The sequence below is a fragment of the Flavobacterium pasteuri genome, from assembly GCF_048286615.1.
Lineage (GTDB): Bacteria > Bacteroidota > Bacteroidia > Flavobacteriales > Flavobacteriaceae > Flavobacterium.
Map to the genome: position 1 here is coordinate 337,745 of NZ_JBLVPN010000003.1, position 20,917 is coordinate 358,661.

A 20,917-nucleotide genomic window follows, 5' to 3' on the forward strand; every position below is an offset into this window, starting at 1 on the left:
AAAATATAAAAATAAGGATTATTCTTCTAAATAACCGAATTTCCCCATATTCACATCATTGAATGCTTGTATGATTTCGGCTTGACTATTCATTACAAACGGACCGTGTGCTACAATAGGTTCATTGATAGGTTCTCCGCTTAAAATTAAAACGATTGCATTTTCAGTAGCTTCAATGGTAAATTCTTCGCCATCATTTTCGAATAATGCAAAATGGTCAGCAGGAACATTTTCGCTATCATTTACTTTTATACTTCCTTCAATTACAAGTAAAGCAGTGTTGTAATTTGCCGGAAAATGAAAAGATGCTTTTGCTCCTTTATTTAATTTGGCATTCTGTAAATGTACGGGTGTAAAAGTAGAAGCAGAACCTTTCAAATTTTCATATTCCCCAGCTATAACTTCAATCACGCCACCTTTTCCAGGAATCTCAAATTTATTAATTTGGTCGTTAGTAATTCCCTGGTATTTTGGTGTTGACATTTTGTCTTTCGCCGGAAGGTTGACCCAAAGTTGTACCATTTGAAAATCACCGCCATTTTTGCTAAATTCTTCTTCGTGGTATTCTTTGTGTAAAATTCCCGAAGCCGCTGTCATCCATTGTACATCTCCTTCGCCAATAACACCACTGTTTCCTGAACTGTCATGATGCGCTACTTTTCCTTTATAAGCAATCGTAACGGTTTCAAAACCTCTGTGTGGATGAACACTTACACCTCTAGGTTGGTCCGTTGGTGGAAAATAAAATTTAGAATTATAATCCATCATAATAAATGGACTCATTCTTTTCATGTCTAAATGATACCCACTTGGGATAAAATTGTGTACTCTAAATCCATCACCTACCATGTGTGGTGGAGGTGGAGCCAATACTAATTCGATTTTTTTTGTTTTCATTGCGATGTCTTATTTTAATTATAGTACAAATTTACTATGGATTAAAATCAGATGCATTGATGTAGGATAAGAAATGATTTTAGAAAGAACTAATACGGCTTAAAATTTTTTTTGGCTAATTCCTTGCGAACTCTGCTTAAGGTTTCGGGTGTAATGCCCAGATAGGAAGCAATCATCCATTGTGGAATACGCAAAGTAAGACTCGGATAAATGGTAATGAAATCTAAATACCGTTGTTCAGCTGTTGCTCCCAGTAAGAGGTTCACTCGTTTTTGAAGTTGCCGAATGTGATTGTGTAGCGCAATATTGTCCTGCTCTCGAAAAAGAACACTGATTTCTGCAGCTGCATTAATAAATTTTTTGTCGATAAACACTATTTCAGTATCTTCAATGGCATCAATAAATAATTCAGAAGGCTCATTGAAATAAGAACTGCTTCTATCCGAAATAATCCAGTTCTCAGCCGCAAACTGAATGATATGTTCTTTTCCGGTTTCGTCAATGGTATAGGAACGCAGTAATCCTTTGGATACAAAAAAAGAGTGATGACAAATATCGCCTTGATGTAGTAGGACAGTTCCTTTTTCTACTTTTTTAGATTGCAACGTATCTGTAATCAAATGAAACTGTTCGTCTGTTAAATTTGTTTTGGATTGAAAGTATGTTTTGAAAGAATCGAGCATAATTATTTTGAGGCAATTCGTTTATTTTTATACTCCTTTTGCTATTTTTTTGAGTTCTTTAAGTCTAATTTATTCCGCTCAAATTTTTATGAATCCGTCTGCGTTTGTAATGGGTTTGACGAAGACTATTTTCGCCGGATATAATACTAATATTTCCGTCTATTTCTAGCATTGCCAATTTTACATCTTTAAAGTATTCAATACCATGTTCCCGCATGGCTTCTTTTAATTCATCGGAAGTGATGTTTAATTTGCTAAGAGTCTTAAAATCCAAATTGCCGTTGTGTATAAGAATTTCTGGTTTTTCTTGCATGAAATCACTGAATCTTGGGAACTTAAACATTAATTTCTTTAAAATAAAATTGATGGTAAACAATACAGTTGCTGCTGCTAAACCTCCCAATAAACTAGTATCGTTTCCTACCATTGCATTTTGAACGGAGTTACTAATGAGCAGAATTAATATCACGTCGGCAGTGTTCAGTTGAGACAATTCTTTCTTGCCAAAAAGGCGTAAAGCGATAACCATGAAAAAATAAACGGCACTACTGCGAAGAATTATAGCAAGGTACTCGTTCATTTTTTTAGGTTTACTATTTTGTTTTTAAATTTAAAAATGACAAAAACTTAAGTTAGGTTTTTACAAATTCATGGTTGGAATAATACTATTTTAAATCTGTTTTTTGTTTGAAATTTTTTTCAATTGCTTTTATCATTTCACCGGCTATATCTTTATTGGTGGCTCCTTCAATTCCTTCCAATCCTGGAGATGAATTTACTTCTAATAATAATGGCCCTTTTGAAGAACGAATAATGTCAACGCCTGCGACTTTTAAGTCCATTGCTTTCGTAGCTTTTATGGCAATACGTTTTTCTTCTGGGGTTACTTTTATAACCGATGCGGTTCCTCCAAGATGGATGTTGGCTCTAAATTCGCCTGGCATTGCTTCGCGCTGAATGGCGGCGACTACTTTTCCATCAATTACAAAACAACGAATGTCTTTTCCGTTGGCTTCTTTGATGAATTCTTGAACTAATATATTGGCATTTAGGCTTTTGAAAGCATTGATAACACTCTCGGCAGCTTTTTTTGTTTCGGCTAAGACGACACCTTTTCCTTGCGTTCCTTCCAGTAATTTTACGATTAAAGGAGAGCCGCCAACCATTTTTATCAAGTCATCAGTATCCAATGGTGAATTTGCAAAACCAGTAGTAGGGATTTCTACACCGTGATTTAATAATAATTGCAACGAATATAATTTATCGCGTGATTGCGTAATGGCATTTGATGAATTCAAGCAATATACTTTTAAGGCTTCAAATTGTCGTGTCAAAGCACAACCGTAAAATGTAATACTAGGCCTGATTCTTGGTATAATGGCGTCAAATTGATTTAATATTTTACCGCCACGATAATGAATTTCTGGCGTTTTTGCATCCAGTTTCATATAGCATTCCTTAATGTTCAGAAAGTGCATTTCGTGACCACGCATTTCGCCTGCCTCCATAATACGCTTGTTGCTGTACAATTCAGGATTACTCGCCAAAAGTCCGATTCGTAAACCAGAACTTGCTTTCTCGGAATTTTTATATAATTCTTTTAAAGTGTCAGTTGTAGGTTGTCCCAAAAGATATTTTTGTTCCGGATCAACAAGAACTCTTCCGCTCATGGCTTCACGTCCTAAAAGCATTCTGAAACCCATCGAATCTCGATTGGTAAGCGTCATTTCTATTGGCCACTGAGAGCTTCCAATTTGTAAATTTGTTTGAATGACATAGCGTTGTTCTCTAAAACCACTCGAACTTTTAACGATACGTTTGTCAATTAATGGTGCTTCACAATGAATTACCGTTTTTTGATTATTTTGTATTGGGTTGATGTCAAATTTTACCCAGTTGCTTTCATTTTTTATAAATGGAGCAATATTTATAGCATGTAAAGCGGAAGTTTTTGCACCGGAATCTACTCGCGCTTTAATAGTAGGAATTCCTAATTCTGGAAAAGAACACCATTCTTCACTACCTAAAATAACTTTGTTATCTGACATAAATTAATTTTGTTTAACCTTTTTTATAAAGACCAAATGTAAATATTTGTTTTCAAAAAAAGTATGTTTACTGTAAAGAATAAACCCGTTATGTTATAAAAACGTAACGGGTTTATTTTACTATAATTGTTTACTAAATTTAAGGATTTGTGGGTTCCCCAGCTTTATGAATTTGCACTGTTAACTCCTGTGAGCCATCTTCAATATCCATAAAAATCTCATCTCCTAAAGTAATTTTCGAAGTGATAATTTCTTCTGCAAGCGCATCTTCAACATACTTTTGAATCGCTCTTTTTAGTGGTCTTGCGCCAAATTGTTTATCAAAACCTTTCTCTGCAATAAATGCTTTTGCTTTGTCAGAAAGATTCAATTGGTATCCTAATTCAGCAACACGGGCGAATAATTTTTTCAATTCGATTTCGATAATCAAATCGATGTCATGTTTTTCTAAAGCATTGAAAACAATTACATCGTCAATTCGGTTTAGGAATTCAGGAGCAAAAGTTTTTTTCAATGCATTTTCGATGATGCTTTTCGAATTGTCGTCGGCCTGAGCTACTTTGGCGGCAGTTCCAAAACCAACACCTTGTCCAAAATCTTTTAATTGTCTAGCTCCAACATTGGAAGTCATGATGATTATAGTGTTTTTGAAATCAATTTTTCGACCTAAACTATCTGTTAAATATCCGTCATCTAAAACTTGCAATAACATATTGAAAACATCAGGATGGGCTTTTTCTATCTCATCCAATAATACGACACAATATGGTTTTCTTCTTACTTTCTCTGTCAATTGACCACCTTCTTCATATCCTACATATCCCGGAGGCGCTCCAACTAAACGGGAGATTGCAAATTTTTCCATGTATTCACTCATGTCAATACGAATTAATGCATCTTCAGAATCGAATAACTCTTTAGCTAATACTTTGGCTAATTGGGTTTTACCAACACCGGTTTGACCTAAGAAAATAAAAGAACCAATTGGTCGATTCGGATCTTTTAATCCAGCACGATTTCTTTGAATAGAACGAGCAATTTTCATTACTGCTTCTCTTTGTCCAATTACTTTACCTTCGATAAGTTCTGGAAGTTTGGCTAGTTTGTTACTTTCAGTTTGTGCAATACGGTTAACAGGTATTCCACTCATCATAGAAACCACATCAGCCACATTGTCTTCAGTAACTTCAATTCGGTTATTCTTAGCATCTTCTTCCCATTGTTCTTGGGCAATAGCTAAGTCTTTTTCGATGCGTTTTTCATCATCACGAAGTTTAGCGGCCTCTTCGTATTTTTGTTTTTTAACCACAACATTTTTCAATTCACGTACGTCCTCTAGTTGGCGTTCGAGATCTAAAATTTGTTTTGGCACTTCAATATTAGTAATGTGAACTCTAGAACCTGCTTCATCTAATGCATCAATGGCTTTATCTGGCAAGAAACGTTCGGACATATATCTATCTGTTAATTTTACACACGCTTCGATTGCTTCTTGTGTGTAGGTAACATTATGATGGTCTTCATATTTGTTTTTGATGTTATTCAAAATGGTAATTGTTTCTGAAACTGATGTAGGTTCTACAATTATCTTTTGAAAACGTCTTTCTAATGCGCCGTCTTTTTCTATATACTGTCTGTATTCGTCTAATGTTGTTGCGCCAATACATTGAATCTCTCCACGAGCTAATGCAGGTTTAAACATGTTAGAAGCATCCAGTGAACCTGTTGCACCTCCGGCACCCACAATAGTGTGAATTTCATCTATGAAAAGAATGATGTCGTCATTTTTTTCTAATTCATTCATAACTGCTTTCATGCGCTCTTCAAACTGTCCGCGGTATTTTGTACCTGCAACAAGACTAGCTAAATCTAAAGTAACGACACGTTTATTGAACAAGGTACGTGATACTTTTTTCTGAATAATTCGCAACGCTAAACCTTCGGCAATAGCTGATTTTCCAACTCCCGGTTCTCCTATAAGTAAAGGATTATTCTTTTTACGACGGCTCAAAATTTGAGAAACACGTTCAATTTCTTTCTCACGTCCCACAACAGGATCCAGTTTTCCTTCTTCGGCCATTTCAGTTAAATCCCTTCCGAAATTATCCAAAACAGGTGTTTTAGATTTTTTATTGGATTTATTGGCTGGATTGTTGAAAGACCCTTCTTTTAGACTGTCATCTTGTCCTGAATCGTCATTATACGATTCGTTTCGTGGTAAATTTTCTATAAAATCTTCTTCGTTTGGAGTCATGTTTAGATATTGTTCTTTAGCTATATCGTAATCAATTTTTAATTTATTCAATAGCTTGGTTGTTGGATCGTTTTCATTTCTTAAAATACACAATAATAAATGTGCTGTGCTGATAGAGGAACTTTGAAAAACTTTTGCTTCAAGAAAAGTAGTTTTCAATGCTCGTTCTGCTTGGCGTGTCAAGTGTAAGTTTTTTTTCTCAACATTTACTTCTAGGCTTGGACTTGCAGGGCTTAATATCTCTACTTTTCTGCGTAAATGGTCCAAATCAACAGATAGGTTATTCAATATTTGAATTGCTTTCCCGTTACCGTCTCTTAAGATACCCAGCATTAAGTGCTCGGTTCCTATAAAGTCATGACCTAGTCGCAAAGCTTCTTCTTTGCTGTAAGTAATAACGTCTTTTACTCTTGGTGAAAAATTATCATCCATAATATATATTTGATATCGTAAATTTAGTGAATTAGTAATTGAAAAACAAAAACCATTCCTATAAGAAGTGGTGTCAGCTAATAGACAAAAATAAAAATAAATTTATAGTTAAAATTGACTTAATTTATTAACTAAAACGACTTTAAAATTTGTTAATAAATCATCGAAATAACTACTGCTAAATAGGTTTAAAAATTTCAAAAAGGCGTATATTGGCACGTTTTGAAACTAATATAATTTTTTAATATAACAACTTATGTCTGAAGGAGAAAAGTTAATTCCTATTAACATAGAAGATGAAATGAAATCAGCTTACATCGATTATTCGATGTCAGTAATTGTATCAAGAGCGCTTCCAGATGTTAGAGACGGCTTGAAACCAGTACATCGAAGAGTATTATTTGGAATGCATGATTTAGGTGTTAATTCTAGATCTGCCCATAAAAAATCAGCAAGAATTGTCGGAGAAGTTCTTGGAAAATACCACCCACACGGAGATACATCTGTTTATGATGCGATGGTTCGTATGGCACAAGAATGGAGTATGCGTTATTTATTGATTGATGGTCAGGGTAACTTTGGATCTGTTGATGGCGATAGTCCTGCAGCAATGCGTTATACTGAGGCTAGAATGCGTAAGATTTCGGAAGAAATCTTGGCAGATATCGATAAAGAAACTGTTGATTTTAAATTAAATTTTGATGATACACTGCAAGAACCAACAGTTATGCCAACTCGTGTCCCTACCTTATTAATCAATGGGGCAACAGGAATCGCAGTAGGTATGGCCACTAATATGCCGCCTCACAACTTAACTGAGGTAATTAATGGTACGTTGGCTTTCATGGATAATAATGATATTGAAGTTGACGAGTTAATGAATCATATTAAAGCCCCAGACTTCCCCACTGGTGGTATAATATATGGGTATGAAGGCGTTCGTGAAGCATTCAAAACTGGTAGAGGACGTATTGTAATGCGTGCTAAAGTTGGTTTTGAAGAAGTAGATGGCAGAGAATGTATTATCGTTACCGAAATACCTTATCAAGTCAATAAAGCTGATATGATAAAGCGTACGGCTGATTTGGTTAATGACAAAAAAATTGATGGAATTGCGAATATCCGTGATGAGTCAGATAGAAATGGGATGCGTATCGTTTATATTTTAAAACGTGATGCGACACCAAACGTAGTTTTAAATACACTTTATAAGTTTACACAATTACAATCTTCGTTTAGTGTAAATAATATTGCCATTGTAAAAGGGCGTCCACAAATGTTGAATCTAAAAGATTTGATTCATTATTTTATCGAACACCGTCATGATGTAGTAATTCGTAGAACGCAATTTGAGTTGAAAAAAGCGGAAGCAAGAGCTCATATATTAGAAGGTTTGATTATTGCTTCGGATAATATAGATGAAGTAATTGCTTTAATCAAAGCTTCAAAAAGTACGGAAGAAGCTAGAGAAAAATTAATCGAAAGGTTTAATTTATCAGATATTCAATCGCGTGCCATTGTTGAAATGCGTTTGCGCCAATTAACAGGTCTTGAACAAGATAAGTTAAGAACAGAATACGAAGAAATCATGAAGTTAATAGAGCACTTGAAAGCTTTATTAGCAGATGTAAACTTAAGAATTGCTTTGATTAAAGAAGAACTAACTGAAATTCGTGATAAATACGGAGATGAGCGTCGTTCTGTAATTGAATATTCAGGTGGTGATGTAAGTATTGAGGATTTAATTGCCGATGAAAATGTAGTAATTACAATATCTCATGCAGGTTACATTAAACGGACTAATCTTACGGAATACAAAACTCAGAACAGAGGAGGAGTTGGACAAAAAAGTGCTGGAACAAGAGATCAAGATTTCTTAGAGCACATGTTTGTAGCAACGAATCACCAATACATGATGTTTTTTACCCAAAAAGGAAAATGTTTCTGGATGCGTGTTTATGAAATACCGGAGGGTAGTAAAACGGCTAAAGGTAGAGCAATCCAAAACTTGGTAAATATTGAAAGCGACGATAAAGTAAAAGCGTTTATCTGTACTCAAGATTTAAAAGATAAAGAATATATCAATAGCCATAACCTTATTATGGTAACCAAAAAAGGTCAGGTTAAGAAAACATCTTTAGAGAAATATTCTAAACCAAGAGTTAATGGAGTTGCCGCAATAACTATTAAGGAAGGTGATGAATTATTGGAAGCAAAATTAACCAATGGTGAAAGCCAAATTATTTTGGCTGTGAAGTCAGGTAAATTAGTTCGTTTTGAAGAAACTAAAACACGTCCGATGGGAAGAACAGCCTCAGGAGTTCGTGGAATTACGCTTAAAGATGATACTGACGAAGTAATTGGCATGGTTACTGTAAATGACATGAACAGCGAAATATTAGTTGTTGCTGAAAATGGTTATGGAAAACGTTCAAGCCTAGATGAGTATAGAATCACAAACCGTGGTGGTAAAGGAGTTAAAACTTTAAATATAACCGAGAAAACAGGAAAACTGATTTCGATAAACGCCGTTACTGATGCGGATGATTTAATGATTATCAACAAATCAGGATTGACTATCAGAATGGCTGTTGAAGACTTGAGAGTTATGGGACGTGCTACGCAAGGAGTGAAGTTGATTAACATCAAAGGAAACGATTCGATTGCCGCAGTTACTAAAGTTATGAAAGACGATGTTGCTGAAGTAGTTGTAGATGAAGAAGGTAATGTTATCGAAACGGAAGCTATTGAAAGAGTTAAACCAGTTTTAGAAGTTCTTGAAGACGAAGGTACAGATGAGGATGACGACGAAGACGATTCTGAAGAAGAAGAAGATGACGAGGCTGAAGGTGACGAAGAAGATGACGATGTATAAATTAAAATTAGAAAACCAAGAATAATTATTAAACAAAAATAGAATATTATGAAAAGTAAATATGTATTACTAGCATCAGTTTTATTGATATCAGTAGCTACTTTTGCTCAAAAAGATCAAATTAAAGCCGCTGAAAAAGCGTTGAAAGCTGGTAAGTCTCAAGAAGCAGTAACTATTTTAGTGGAAGCTGAGTCTTTAATAGCCAATGCTACTGATGCTGAAAAAGCACAATTTTTCTTTGTAAAAGGGAATTCTTTATTGGATTTAGCGAACAAGAATGTTGAGACTAATACAAATCTTTCGCTTGCTGCAAAAGCATACCAAGATTTGATTGCCACTGAGAAAACTTCTGGGAAAGTAAAGTTTTCAACTCAGGCTGCAGCTTCAATTACTGATATTAAATTCAAATTGATTAACGGTGCAATTGCTGATTCAAAAGTGGATAAACATGCAGATAGTGCTAGAAAATTATACGATGCTTATTTGTTAGATAAAAAAGACACTATCAATTTGTACTACTCAGCCTCTACATACGTAAACGCTAAAGAATATGATGCAGCTCTTAAGTTGTATGATGATTTAAAAAAATTAAATTATTCAGGGAAAGGGACCAGCTATTTTGCAGTTAATAAGTTAACTAGTCAAGAAGACTTTTTTACGACACTTCAAGAAAGAGACAGAATGGTGAAGTTAGGAACACATGAAAAGCCAAGAACTGAAGTCATTCCCTCCAAAAGGGGTGAGATTTATAAAAACATGGCTTTGATTTTAGTTGAAAAAGGTAAAACTGAAGAAGCCAAAAAAGCAATCTCTGAAGCGAGAATAGCAAATCCGGAGGATGCTTCATTGACTTTAACAGAAGCTAATCTTTATTTGGAAACAAAAGATTTCGATATGTACAAGAAATTAATAGCTGAAGTATTGGAAAAAAATCCAAATGATGCTGATTTGATTTTTAATTTGGGCGTATTAAGTGGAAATGCTAAAAATACTGTTGAAGCTGAGAAATATTATAAAAGAGCGATTGAAATAAAACCGGATTATGTAAATGCGTATCTTAATTTAGCAATCATGAAGTTAGATGCTGACAAAAAGCTTTTTGATGAGATTAGCAAATTAGGAAATTCAGAAAAAGATAATAACCGTTATTTAGTTCTTAAAAAACAAAGAGAAGCTGTGTTTACAGATGCTTTACCTTATTTAGAAAAAGCTAGCGAATTAGACCCTAAAAATGCAGAAGTTAAAGCAACTTTATTAGGAGTTTATGGCGCATTAGAAATGACAGAAAAGAAAAAAGCATTGAAAGCTAAAATGTAATACTCTTTTAAGTAAATTAAAAAAAAACCTATCTCGAATGAAATTCTTGATAGGTTTTTTTTAGATTATTGTCTAGATTATTTTTTTGATTACTCGAAGTTTATGAGTGTGTTTGTTAGTTTCGGGATTATAGATTCCCAGATGATCTAACCTATCAATTCGTACTTTTCCACTCGCGTGAATGATATAATTATCGGCCATTATTATTCCTACATGAATTATATTCCCTTCTTCATTATCAAAAAAAGCTAAGTCTCCAGGTTCGCTTTCTTCAATAAAACTTAATGCTTCACCTTGTGTTGATTGTTGAGAGGCATCTCGCAATAATTTGTATCCATTGAGTTTGTATACCATTTGGGTAAAACCCGAGCAATCGATACCAAAAGGAGTTTTTCCTCCCCATAGGTAAGGAGCGTTCAAATACAAAAAAGCACTATTTACTAAACTTTCTTTGTTTTTTTCTCCACTAGTTTTAGTTCCTTCAAAATCAAAATTCGAAATATTTATCTCATTATGATGTATAAAAGATAAAGAGGAACCAAGGGGAATGGGTATCAATAAATTATTTGGTGCGGTAATATATTCTATTAAATCAGCATTTAAAATGATAGCTTCAGAAGATAGTTGATTAAAACTGGCTTCAGAAATCAGTTGTAATTGTTTAGAATCTATCCAACCTTCATAATCATCATATTGCATTCTGATTTTGGACCATTGTCTCAATTGTTCTAAAATTTCAAAATGTTCGCCAAATAAAATTTGAGAAACGATTTCGCTTCTATCACTGGGTTCAAAGCGAAGTGGGATAATGGCTAGATTGCAAATTCCGAACATTTAGGTTCTTTTATGAGTTAAGAATTAAGAGTTAAAGGTCTTTGAAGCCTATAACTCTTAACCTGTAATTATTTAAGCTCTTTCAATAACAATTGCTGAAGCACCGCCACCGCCATTGCAAATTGCTGCAGCACCAATTTTAGCATTGTTTTGTTCTAAAACATTTAATAGGGTAACAATGATTCTAACTCCCGAACAACCCAGAGGATGTCCTAAAGATACAGCGCCACCATTTACATTTACTTTGTTATCTGCTAATCCAAGGATTTGTGAGTTAGCTAAACCTACAACGGCAAATGCTTCATTAAATTCAAAATAATCTACATCATTGATGGTTATTCCAGCTTTTTCTAATGCTTTAGGGATTGCTTTTGCAGGACTAGTAGTAAACCATTTAGGTTCTTGAGCTGCATCAGCATATCCGTTGATGTAAGCCAAAGGTTTTAGTCCTAAAGCGATTGCTTTTTCCTCACTCATTAAAATTACTGCTGCTGCTCCGTCGTTTATTGTTGATGCATTAGCTGCAGTTACAGTTCCATCTTTTGTGAAAACAGCATTCAAAGATGGTATTTTATCTAATTTTACATTTGTGAATTCTTCATCTTTAGAAACGATGATAGGATCTCCTTTTCTTTGTGGAACCGGAACTGGAACAACTTCATTATCAAATTTTCCTGAATCCCATGCTTTTGCACTACGCTCATACGATTGAATTGCGTAGTTATCTTGATTTTCTCTTGTAATATTATATTCTGAAGCACATAAGTCAGCACACACTCCCATAGCGCTGTTATCATAAGCATCAGTAAGCCCGTCTTTCTGCATTCCGTCAATCATGGTTGCAGGACCAAATTTAGTTCCACTTCTTAAATTCATATAATGTGGAATCAAACTCATATTTTCCATTCCACCAGCAACTACAATTTCGGCATCACCGCATTGAATAGCTTGTGCTCCTAACATAACTGCTTTCATTCCTGAAGCGCATACTTTATTTATTGTGGTGCAGGCAACTGAATCTGTTAAACCGGCAAATAGTGCAGCTTGTCTTGCAGGAGCTTGTCCTACACCGGCTTGAACTACATTACCCATGAATACTTCATCAATTAAATTTGGATCTAACTTTATTTTATCTAAAGCACCTTTAATAGCGATTGCTCCTAATTTTGGAGCAGTAACTGTAGATAATCCCCCCATAAAACTTCCGATAGGTGTCCTAACGGCAGAAACGATAACAACTCTTTTGTTCATGACTTTTTTATAATGTTGGTTTATGTAGCAAATTTAATCTTTTTTAAACAATTTCAAATTTTGATTTTGTCATTATCTTTTTTTAAATTTATTTTCATTCTATATATTTGATTGTGAAGTGTTTTTGTAAAAATGATAAAAAATATTAAAAAAAAGGCCTTAAATAGTTGTGAGAAACGTAAAGATGTCTTAAATTTGCAACCGCAAAACAGAACACGTTTCTTGAGCTTGGAGGGGTGCCAGAGTGGTAATGGAGCAGTTTGCTAAACTGTCATCGAGTAATCGGTGCCAGGGTTCGAGTCCCTGTCCCTCCGCTTTATAATTTGCTTTTCGGGGTGTAGCGTAGCTCGGTTATCGCGCCTGCTTTGGGAGCAGGAGGCCGCAGGTTCGAATCCTGCCACCCCGACTAATTTTTTTACATGAGCAATGGAGGCATAGCTCAGCTGGATAGAGCACCTGCCTTCTAAGCAGGCGGTCGAAGGTTCGAATCCTTCTGCCTTCACAACAAAACCCACTGTTTTCAGTGGGTTTTTTGCGTTTAATGATGTTTTGAATTGATATGCTTGAAATTATTTGTTAATAAATTAAAAAATGGTTTTCCATAAAAAGATAATTAAAATATAATAGTTGTCTAAATGGAAAAAAACTGTTAAATACTGTTCTGAATTACTTGTGTTTTAATGACATGTTAAACGTGGGGCGAGATATGCTAAAAAAAATATTAATATATACAATATCAATGCTTTAATTATTAAAATTATATTCTTACTTCAAATAAGAGACATGAACAAAATCAAATTAAAACCTATAAAACAAAAAACAGTAGTAAACATGAGCTCACTACTGTTTAAAAACTGAACTTTTTTCATTATTAATCTTGTGTTATTTTTCAGGACTGGGTATTTCATAAAATAAAATATATAACTTTATAATTTAATCGATTATTCATAAGATGCCACGAAGCCAATTCTCGCAATCTGTAGTCCAATATTTGCTTGTACCTTTAACTCCCAAACCAAAGCCATGCCCGCCTTTTTCATACAGATGTAACTCTGCAGGAACCTTATTTCTCTTTAAAGCGATGTAATAATTCATGCTATTTTCTACAGGAACAACTAAATCGTCAGTTGCATGAATTATAAACGTGGGCGGAGTGGAAGAATTTATGTGTTGTTCATTAGAAAATTTACCAATCAATGAAACGGACGGTGAGATCCCTAATAAATTATTTTGTGATCCTTTGTGTGTGATTTCATTTGTCATGGAAATAACGGGGTAGATTAATATCGAAAAATCTGGTTTTGCAGTAACAGAATCAGAAACTTGGTAAACTCTGTCATTATAACGAGTAGATAAAGTTGCTGCTAAATGTCCGCCTGCCGAAAACCCCATTACACCAATTTTGTCCTTCTTTACTTTCCATTTTTCAGCGTTACGTCGGATATACCGGATTGCTTCTTGGGCATCTTGTAAGGGGCCAATTGTTTTATCTTTCATTATTTGATCATTGGGTAATCTGTATTTTAATACAAAGGCAGTTATTCCTAACGAATTTAGCCATTGGGCTACTTTTATCCCCTCTTTATTAATAGCTAAATGCGAATATCCGCCTCCAGGGAAAATCAGAACTGAAGAACCGTTAGAAGATTTTGGATTTGGTAAAAAAATAGATAGGGTAGGAGTTACAACTTTGCTGGTGCTTTGTATCGTTTGTTCTTTATAGATTTCTTTTTCCTTATAATCAGATGTTATTAATGCACCAGGAATTGTCTCCGACCAAAGCGGTATAATTTGATTTTGCGCATGCATTGTTAAATTTATACCGATAATAAAAAGTAGAAGTAAAACAGAGTAATTTAATTTTAGAGTAGTATTAATTTTCATTGTATTTATATTTTATAAAATAAGGATATTGCTTTTTCGGTACGATAAAATTAAAACAGCTTTTTCAAGAATTAAAAAGGCATTATTAATACGGTTTGAGTATTCCTGAAAGCTGAAATTAGTGGTTTCTTATATTTAACATCTATTTTGTTTAATATGTAATTTAATATTATTTTTTTTATTTTATACATTTATTTAAGTTGCTAATTTAAAATAATATATAAATTATTTGGATAATGAATATTTAAAAGTATATTTGTGCAATCGATTACATTTATTGCAATCGAATTTACTCTAGCACTAAAAAAGCTGTTGAATAAAAAAAAGACTTTACCAAAATTGATTTTGAAAAGAGATCAAATCTGCGAGTAAATTATTTTACGTAATAAGGGCGGATTTTATATCAAAAACTAACTATTTTAAATATTACCACATGATAAAGCAAACAAGCAAAAATATTGGAAACTACCGCTGGTCAATCTGTGGTTTGCTTTTTTTTGCAACCACTATAAATTACTTGGACAGACAAGTGCTTTCATTGACATGGAGCGATTTTATTGCTCCGGAATTTCATTGGACCAACAATGATTATGGAAATATTACGGCGTTATTTTCAATTTTTTATGCAGTATCATTATTATTTGCGGGAAGATTCGTGGATTGGTTAGATACCAAAAAAGGATTTCTTTGGGCTATTGGGATTTGGTCTTTTGGAGCTTGTTTACATGCATTCTGTGGTATTGGAACAGCAGGGATTATAACTGGGGATTGGTTTGTCGGTTTTGAAGGAGCAAAAGAAGCACTTAGTACGGTGAAAGATACTGGGCTGATTATCAATGTAAGTGTAACTTTATTTATTTTTGCCCGTTTTGTTTTGGCCGTTGGAGAGGCAGGAAATTTCCCCGCAGCTATTAAAACGACTGCCGAATATTTTCCAAAAAAAGACAGAGCATTTTCTACAAGTATTTTTAATGCAGGTGCAACAGTTGGTGCATTAGCTGCTCCAATATCTATTCCGTTTATTGCAAAAGCATTTGGTTGGGAAATGGCTTTTATTATCATTGGTGCCTTAGGTTTTGTTTGGATGGGATTTTGGGTTTTTATGTATGAAAAACCAGAGAAACATCTAAAGGTTAGTACCGCTGAATTAGAATATATCCAGCAAGATGATATTGCGGCCAGTAAATTAGAAGGATATGTACCAGAAACGAGCACCAAGGTAACTTTAATGGATTGTTTTAGATACAAACAAACATGGGCTTTTGCTTTTGGTAAGTTCATGACCGATGGCGTGTGGTGGTTCTTTTTGTTTTGGACTCCTGCGTATTTAAGCTCAGTTTACGGGATGGATTCAACCGAAGCGGCTTTGCCATTATTTGTATTGTACATGATTACATTGCTTTCAATTATTGGAGGTTGGTTGCCCACTTATTTTGTTGAAAAGAAGGGGATGAATCCTTATGAAGGACGAATGAAAGCCATGCTGATTTTCGCTTTTTTTCCATTATTAGCTTTGATCGCGCAGCCTTTGGGGCATATTAGCTATTGGTTGCCCGTAATAATAATTGGTATTTCAGGAGCGGCTCACCAATCTTGGTCGGCAAATATCTTCACAACAGTTGGCGATATGTTCCCTAAAAAAGCAATTGCAACTATTACAGGTATTGGCGGTTTGGCTGGTGGTATTGGTTCCACGATGATCAACAAGGGTTCAGGATTATTATTTGATTATTCTAAAGAAACCAATATGGCTTTTATGGGTTTTCAAGGGATTGAAGCTGGATATTTCATCATTTTCTCAATTTGTGCCGTTTGTTATTTGACTGGTTGGTTAGTTATGAAAGCATTGGTGCCAAAGTATAGTCCGATTACTGATTTATAAGTCGGTTTTTTAAAATTAACAGCTTTTTAGAGATTAAAAAATAGTACTTAAAGGAATATAAAGTATCTTTGTGTAATCGATTACATTAAATAATATAATATGACAAATTTTTCTTTCAGATACGCTTCGAACCCTACGGACGTCAAGAAATATGGAACTGACGAATTGAGAGAGCAATTTTTAATTGAAAATCTTTTCGTTGAAAATGAAATAAAACTAACCTATTCTATGTATGATAGATACATTGTGGGAGGAATAATGCCGGTTGACAAAGAATTAAAACTAGAAACTATTCCGTATTTGAAATCTGATAATTTTCTGGACCGAAGAGAATTAGGAATTATTAACGTTGGCGGTAGTGGAATTATTAGAGTTGACGGCGTGGAATATGAATTGCAAAAAAAGGAAGCACTTTATGTAGGCCAAGGTTGTAAGGAAGTTCTTTTTTCTAGTTCAAATGGAGAGCAAGCGTTATTTTATATTAATTCGGCACCGGCACATACGAAGTTTCCAAATAAAAAAATCGGAAAAGAAGACGCTGAAGTCATTCAATTAGGAGAAGAAAAAACAGCCAACAAGAGGATTTTAAATAAACTGATCGTCAACAGTATCGTTGAAACGTGTCAGTTGCAAATGGGACTTACGGAATTGTTGCCCGGAAATGTATGGAACACCATGCCAGCCCACACGCACAACCGACGAATGGAGGCCTATTTTTATTTTGATATAGAAGCACCACAAACGATTTGTCATTTTATGGGAGAACCACAAAATACCAGACATATCTTCATGCAAAACCACCAAGCCGTTTTATCTCCGGAATGGTCCATACATTCTGGTGCAGGAACGTCAAACTATTCTTTTATATGGGGAATGGCCGGAGAGAATTTAGATTATGGCGACATGGATATCGTTGCCCCAAATGAATTAAGATAAGAAACTATGAATTTATTTGATTTAAAAGGAAAAAGAGCACTGATAACCGGAGGAACGCACGGTTTAGGTTTGGCAATGGCGGAAGGTTTGGCAATTGCAGGTGCTGAACTTGTAATAACCGGTACAACGCCTTCTAAAATGGAGGAAGCACTGGCGTATTATTCTGGTAAAGGATATAAAGTTTCCGGATATTTATTTGATGTTACCGATGAAAAAGCGGCGGCAGACAACATTGCATTAATCACCAAAGAATTAGGAGATATTCATATTTTAGTGAACAACGCCGGAATTATAAAAAGAGAATTGGCCATCACAATGCCGGTTTCTGATTTTAGAAAAGTGATTGATGTGGATTTAGTAGGCCCTTTTATCATGTCACAATTGGTTGCAAAGCAAATGATTGAAAGACAGGAAGGCAAAATAATCAACATTTGTTCCATGATGAGTGAATTGGGACGGAACAGTGTTTCGGCTTATGCTGCTGCAAAAGGTGGTCTGAAAATGCTGACCCGAAATCTGGCTACCGAATGGGCAAAATACAATATTCAAGTTAACGGAATTGGTCCTGGTTATTTTGCAACTACACAAACAGAACCTATTCGAGTAGACGGACATCCGTTTAATGAATTTATAATCAACAGAACGCCGGCTGCACGTTGGGGAAATCCAGAAGATTTAGCGGGAACAGCTGTCTTTTTGGCTTCAAGAGCGAGTGATTTTGTAAACGGACAAATTGTATATGTCGATGGTGGAATATTAGCTACCATTGGAAAACCATCAAATGAAAATTAATATTTAAGAAATTTATAATGAGTACACCATTTATAAACGACAATTTTTTATTAGAAAATAAATTTGCGGAAGAATTATATCATAATTATTCTAAAAATCAGCCTATTATAGATTATCACAATCATTTGTCGCCACAGTTTATTTCTGAAGATAAAATTTTCGACAATATCACTCAGGTTTGGATCAATGGTGACCATTATAAGTGGCGTGCAATGCGTACGTTAGGGATCAACGAGCAGTTTATAACAGGAAACGGTTCAGACAAAGACAAGTTTATGAATTGGGCAAAAACAGTTCCGTACACCATGCGCAACCCTTTGTACCATTGGACGCATCTGGAATTGGCCCGTTATTTTGATATTAATGATTTGTTAAATGAAAAATCGGCTGAGAAAATATATAGTGAGGCTTCCGCCAAAATAAATTCGGCAGAATACAGCACTCAAAATTTGCTTCGAAAAGTAAATGCCGAATTTGTATGTACTACCGAAGATCCAATTGATACTTTAGAATACCATCAACAATTAGCCAAAAATCCCTTTGGGACCAAGGTTAGCACTGCCTTTAGACCGGATAAAGCGATTCTAATTTCGAATGATGGATATAATTCGTACATAGACACTTTAGGTGAAGTTGCAGGAATTTCGATTAGTTCTTATTCTGATTTGTGTACTGCGCTTACCAACAGAATTGACTTTTTTGATAAAAATGGTTGCAAACTTTGTGATCATGGTTTAGACCAAATTTATTTTGAAAATTTTATCGAAAGTGAAGTGAATGCAATTTTCAAAAAGAAAAGAGAAAATCAAGTAATTAGTAATGAAGAGGCGTTAAAATTTCAAACCGCTATTTTATTGTTTTTATCTGAAACTTACCACCAATACGGTTGGGTACAGCAGTTTCACTTGGGAGCACTAAGAAATAATAATGAGCGCATGCACCGTATTTTAGGTCCTGATACCGGATGGGATTCCATTGGAGATTATCCGCAGGCTCAAAAATTATCTCGTTTTTTAAATGCTTTAGACAGTAAAGATAAATTGACAAAAACTATTATTTACAATCTAAATCCTGCCGATAACGAAGTTATGGCTACGATGATTGGTAATTTTAACGATGGAAGTGTAAAGGGTAAAGTACAGTTTGGATCTGGATGGTGGTTTTTAGACCAGAAAGACGGAATGACAAAACAATTGAATGCGCTTTCTAACATGGGATTGATCAGTTGTTTTATTGGAATGTTGACCGATTCCAGAAGCTTTTTATCGTTTCCCAGACACGAATATTTTAGACGTATTCTTTGTAATCTTTTAGGGGATGAAATCAAAAGAGGTGAATTACCAAATGACATGGAATGGATTGGTAAAATGGTTGCGGATATCAGTTATAATAATGCCAAAGAATATTTTAAATTCTAACAATCAGATTCGCATAGTATGACGGTATTGGCAAATAATTCGCGCTTTTTTAAAGAAGAAGAAACCCAATGGGAAGATGTGGGGGAAGGCGTGCAACGTCAAATTTTGGGATTTGATGATCTGGTTATGATGGTCAATGTGAAGTTTGAGAAAGGAGCAATTGGTCCTTTGCATAATCACCATCACACACAAGTTACCTACGTTGCCGCTGGTACATTTGAAGTGACTATTGAAGAGGAAACAAGAATACTAAAAAAAGGAGATTCCTTTTACATTCCCTCTAATAAAATACATGGAGTTGTTTGTTTGGAAGAAGGAATTCTAATCGATGTTTTTAGTCCTATGAGAGAAGATTTTATAAAATAGAGAACATTTAATTCAGGTATAAAATGAATAAAGTAGTCACTTTTGGCGAAATAATGTTGCGACTTTCAACAGAAAGGCATTTGCGTTTTGAGCAAGCAAAAGCATTTACCGCTTCCTATGGTGGAGGTGAATTTAATGTGGCCGTTTCTTTGGCTAATTATGGTGTAAATGCAGCATTTATAACCAGAATTCCAGAGAATGAAATAGGTGCTTGTGCGCTAAAAGAAATGCGAAAGATGAATGTTGAATCCAAAAACATCATTTTTGGAGGTGATCGTTTAGGGATTTATTATCTTGAAACGGGTGCTGGCACACGCGGCAGCAACGTAGTGTATGACCGTGCACATAGCTCCATGGCAACCATTGAAAAAGGAGCAGTTGATTGGGAAAAAGTACTCGAAGATGCTACCTGGTTTCATTGGAGTGGGATTACACCTGCGATTTCTGAGAGTGCTGCGGAAGCCTGTTTAGAAGCCGTAAAAGTGGCTCATAAATTAGGTTTAACAATTTCTTGCGATTTGAATTATAGATCAAAATTATGGCAATATGGCAAAACTCCCAGTGAGGTTATGCCTGAAATATTACACTATAGCAACGTAATTCTAGGAGATATTGATACCGCTTATTTTATGTTAGGAATCCCTAAAGTGAGTCCTAATTATCAAGACACAAAATCACTACCTGTTTTGTATAATAAGTTATTTGAATTATGTCCAAATTTAAAAATAGCAGCTACTACATTACGCTATTCAGTTAGTGCATCGCACCAACGAATTGGAGGCATTTTATTTGACGGAAAAAGTATTTATAATGCTGCCGTAAAAGAAGTAACTCCTGTGGTAGATCGTGTAGGCAGTGGTGATGCCTTTATGGGCGGATTGATTTATGGTTTGTTGGAATTTCAAAATAACAATCAAAGAGCGTTAGGTTTTGCAGTTGCGGCCTGTTGTTTAAAACATACCATTGCAGGGGATTATAATTTAGTGACCTTAAAAGAAGTTGAAAATATGCTAGACGGTGATGGCGCTGGATTAGTTTCTAGATAAAT

The 20,917-nt window shown here is 34.8% G+C and carries 16 protein-coding genes and 3 tRNA genes; 11 read left to right on the forward strand and 8 right to left on the reverse strand.

Annotation, left to right across the window (positions count from 1 at the left end; genetic code table 11):
• Nucleotides 1-18: 18 nt before the first annotated feature.
• From ACNQF6_RS06475 to ACNQF6_RS06495, 5 genes are all read right to left on the reverse strand, one after another.
• Nucleotides 19-897: a pirin family protein gene (locus ACNQF6_RS06475; protein WP_417964312.1), complete on the reverse strand. Its 879-nt coding sequence runs from the start codon at nucleotides 895-897 to the stop codon at nucleotides 19-21.
• A gap of 89 nt (nucleotides 898-986) precedes the next feature.
• Nucleotides 987-1,583, reverse strand: a complete 597-nt coding sequence (locus ACNQF6_RS06480; RefSeq protein ID WP_417964499.1) for a Crp/Fnr family transcriptional regulator — start codon at nucleotides 1,581-1,583, stop codon at nucleotides 987-989.
• A 61-nt stretch (nucleotides 1,584-1,644) separates the two neighbouring features.
• Nucleotides 1,645-2,160 carry a DUF421 domain-containing protein gene (locus ACNQF6_RS06485; RefSeq protein ID WP_417964314.1) on the reverse strand — a complete coding sequence of 172 codons (516 nt, stop codon included), beginning with the start codon at nucleotides 2,158-2,160 and terminating at the stop codon, nucleotides 1,645-1,647.
• 85 nt (nucleotides 2,161-2,245) lie between these two features.
• Nucleotides 2,246-3,628 carry a 30S ribosomal protein S6--L-glutamate ligase gene (gene rimK, locus ACNQF6_RS06490; protein ID WP_417964316.1) on the reverse strand — a complete coding sequence of 461 codons (1,383 nt, stop codon included), beginning with the start codon at nucleotides 3,626-3,628 and terminating at the stop codon, nucleotides 2,246-2,248.
• A 139-nt stretch (nucleotides 3,629-3,767) separates the two neighbouring features.
• The gene (locus ACNQF6_RS06495; RefSeq protein ID WP_417964318.1) at nucleotides 3,768-6,314 is read right to left on the reverse strand and encodes an ATP-dependent Clp protease ATP-binding subunit; all 2,547 of its coding nucleotides are present in this window, start codon (nucleotides 6,312-6,314) and stop codon (nucleotides 3,768-3,770) included.
• Nucleotides 6,315-6,570: 256 nt separating this feature from the next.
• On the opposite strand from ACNQF6_RS06495, the gene gyrA reads away from it, so the two are divergent.
• Both gyrA and ACNQF6_RS06505 read left to right on the forward strand, forming a co-directional pair.
• Complete coding sequence (gene gyrA / locus ACNQF6_RS06500; RefSeq protein WP_417964320.1) at nucleotides 6,571-9,189, forward strand: DNA gyrase subunit A; 2,619 nt, start codon at nucleotides 6,571-6,573, stop codon at nucleotides 9,187-9,189.
• 48 nt (nucleotides 9,190-9,237) lie between these two features.
• Complete coding sequence (locus ACNQF6_RS06505) at nucleotides 9,238-10,506, forward strand: tetratricopeptide repeat protein (protein WP_417964322.1); 1,269 nt, start codon at nucleotides 9,238-9,240, stop codon at nucleotides 10,504-10,506.
• A 72-nt stretch (nucleotides 10,507-10,578) separates the two neighbouring features.
• On the opposite strand, the gene ACNQF6_RS06510 is transcribed toward ACNQF6_RS06505, so the two are convergent.
• Nucleotides 10,579-11,340, reverse strand: coding sequence for a C40 family peptidase (locus tag ACNQF6_RS06510; RefSeq protein ID WP_417964324.1), 762 nt, complete (start codon nucleotides 11,338-11,340; stop codon nucleotides 10,579-10,581).
• A gap of 72 nt (nucleotides 11,341-11,412) precedes the next feature.
• Entirely contained in the window at nucleotides 11,413-12,591 is a 1,179-nt protein-coding gene (locus ACNQF6_RS06515; protein ID WP_417964326.1) for an acetyl-CoA C-acyltransferase, read from the reverse strand.
• A 230-nt stretch (nucleotides 12,592-12,821) separates the two neighbouring features.
• On the opposite strand from ACNQF6_RS06515, the gene ACNQF6_RS06520 reads away from it, so the two are divergent.
• From ACNQF6_RS06520 to ACNQF6_RS06530, 3 genes are all read left to right on the forward strand, one after another.
• Nucleotides 12,822-12,905, forward strand: a tRNA-Ser gene (locus ACNQF6_RS06520).
• Between the two features lie 17 nt (nucleotides 12,906-12,922).
• Nucleotides 12,923-12,997 (forward strand) — tRNA-Pro (locus ACNQF6_RS06525).
• 22 nt (nucleotides 12,998-13,019) lie between these two features.
• A tRNA-Arg gene (locus ACNQF6_RS06530) sits at nucleotides 13,020-13,093 on the forward strand.
• 443 nt (nucleotides 13,094-13,536) lie between these two features.
• Here the strand turns inward: ACNQF6_RS06530 and ACNQF6_RS06535 are convergent.
• On the reverse strand, nucleotides 13,537-14,475 hold the full coding sequence (locus ACNQF6_RS06535; protein WP_417964328.1) for an alpha/beta hydrolase: 939 nt from the start codon (nucleotides 14,473-14,475) through the stop codon (nucleotides 13,537-13,539).
• A gap of 433 nt (nucleotides 14,476-14,908) precedes the next feature.
• On the opposite strand from ACNQF6_RS06535, the gene ACNQF6_RS06540 reads away from it, so the two are divergent.
• The 6 genes from ACNQF6_RS06540 (at nucleotide 14,909) to ACNQF6_RS06565 (ending at nucleotide 20,915) form a co-directional block, all read left to right on the forward strand.
• Nucleotides 14,909-16,357 (forward strand): MFS transporter, encoded by a 1,449-nt coding sequence (locus tag ACNQF6_RS06540; RefSeq protein WP_417964330.1) that lies wholly within the window; start codon nucleotides 14,909-14,911, stop codon nucleotides 16,355-16,357.
• Nucleotides 16,358-16,456: 99 nt separating this feature from the next.
• Entirely contained in the window at nucleotides 16,457-17,293 is an 837-nt protein-coding gene (gene kduI / locus ACNQF6_RS06545; protein WP_417964332.1) for a 5-dehydro-4-deoxy-D-glucuronate isomerase, read from the forward strand.
• Nucleotides 17,294-17,299: 6 nt separating this feature from the next.
• Entirely contained in the window at nucleotides 17,300-18,085 is a 786-nt protein-coding gene (locus ACNQF6_RS06550; RefSeq protein WP_113665641.1) for a gluconate 5-dehydrogenase, read from the forward strand.
• Between the two features lie 17 nt (nucleotides 18,086-18,102).
• The gene (gene uxaC / locus ACNQF6_RS06555; RefSeq protein WP_417964335.1) at nucleotides 18,103-19,503 is read left to right on the forward strand and encodes a glucuronate isomerase; all 1,401 of its coding nucleotides are present in this window, start codon (nucleotides 18,103-18,105) and stop codon (nucleotides 19,501-19,503) included.
• An 18-nt stretch (nucleotides 19,504-19,521) separates the two neighbouring features.
• Nucleotides 19,522-19,869, forward strand: coding sequence for a cupin domain-containing protein (locus ACNQF6_RS06560; RefSeq protein ID WP_417964337.1), 348 nt, complete (start codon nucleotides 19,522-19,524; stop codon nucleotides 19,867-19,869).
• A gap of 23 nt (nucleotides 19,870-19,892) precedes the next feature.
• Nucleotides 19,893-20,915 carry a PfkB family carbohydrate kinase gene (locus ACNQF6_RS06565; protein ID WP_417964339.1) on the forward strand — a complete coding sequence of 341 codons (1,023 nt, stop codon included), beginning with the start codon at nucleotides 19,893-19,895 and terminating at the stop codon, nucleotides 20,913-20,915.
• Nucleotides 20,916-20,917 lie beyond the last annotated feature (2 nt).

Coding starts and splice junctions, on each gene's coding strand:
- ACNQF6_RS06535 (WP_417964328.1), bottom strand. CDS start 14,475: ATGAAAATTAATACTACTCTAAAATTAAATTACTCTGTTTTACTTCTA.
- ACNQF6_RS06515 (WP_417964326.1), bottom strand. CDS start 12,591: ATGAACAAAAGAGTTGTTATCGTTTCTGCCGTTAGGACACCTATCGGA.
- ACNQF6_RS06540 (WP_417964330.1), top strand. CDS start 14,909: ATGATAAAGCAAACAAGCAAAAATATTGGAAACTACCGCTGGTCAATC.
- kduI (WP_417964332.1), top strand. CDS start 16,457: ATGACAAATTTTTCTTTCAGATACGCTTCGAACCCTACGGACGTCAAG.
- ACNQF6_RS06505 (WP_417964322.1), top strand. CDS start 9,238: ATGAAAAGTAAATATGTATTACTAGCATCAGTTTTATTGATATCAGTA.
- ACNQF6_RS06560 (WP_417964337.1), top strand. CDS start 19,522: ATGACGGTATTGGCAAATAATTCGCGCTTTTTTAAAGAAGAAGAAACC.
- uxaC (WP_417964335.1), top strand. CDS start 18,103: ATGAGTACACCATTTATAAACGACAATTTTTTATTAGAAAATAAATTT.
- ACNQF6_RS06495 (WP_417964318.1), bottom strand. CDS start 6,314: ATGGATGATAATTTTTCACCAAGAGTAAAAGACGTTATTACTTACAGC.
- ACNQF6_RS06565 (WP_417964339.1), top strand. CDS start 19,893: ATGAATAAAGTAGTCACTTTTGGCGAAATAATGTTGCGACTTTCAACA.
- ACNQF6_RS06475 (WP_417964312.1), bottom strand. CDS start 897: ATGAAAACAAAAAAAATCGAATTAGTATTGGCTCCACCTCCACCACAC.
- rimK (WP_417964316.1), bottom strand. CDS start 3,628: ATGTCAGATAACAAAGTTATTTTAGGTAGTGAAGAATGGTGTTCTTTT.
- ACNQF6_RS06510 (WP_417964324.1), bottom strand. CDS start 11,340: ATGTTCGGAATTTGCAATCTAGCCATTATCCCACTTCGCTTTGAACCC.
- gyrA (WP_417964320.1), top strand. CDS start 6,571: ATGTCTGAAGGAGAAAAGTTAATTCCTATTAACATAGAAGATGAAATG.
- ACNQF6_RS06485 (WP_417964314.1), bottom strand. CDS start 2,160: ATGAACGAGTACCTTGCTATAATTCTTCGCAGTAGTGCCGTTTATTTT.
- ACNQF6_RS06550 (WP_113665641.1), top strand. CDS start 17,300: ATGAATTTATTTGATTTAAAAGGAAAAAGAGCACTGATAACCGGAGGA.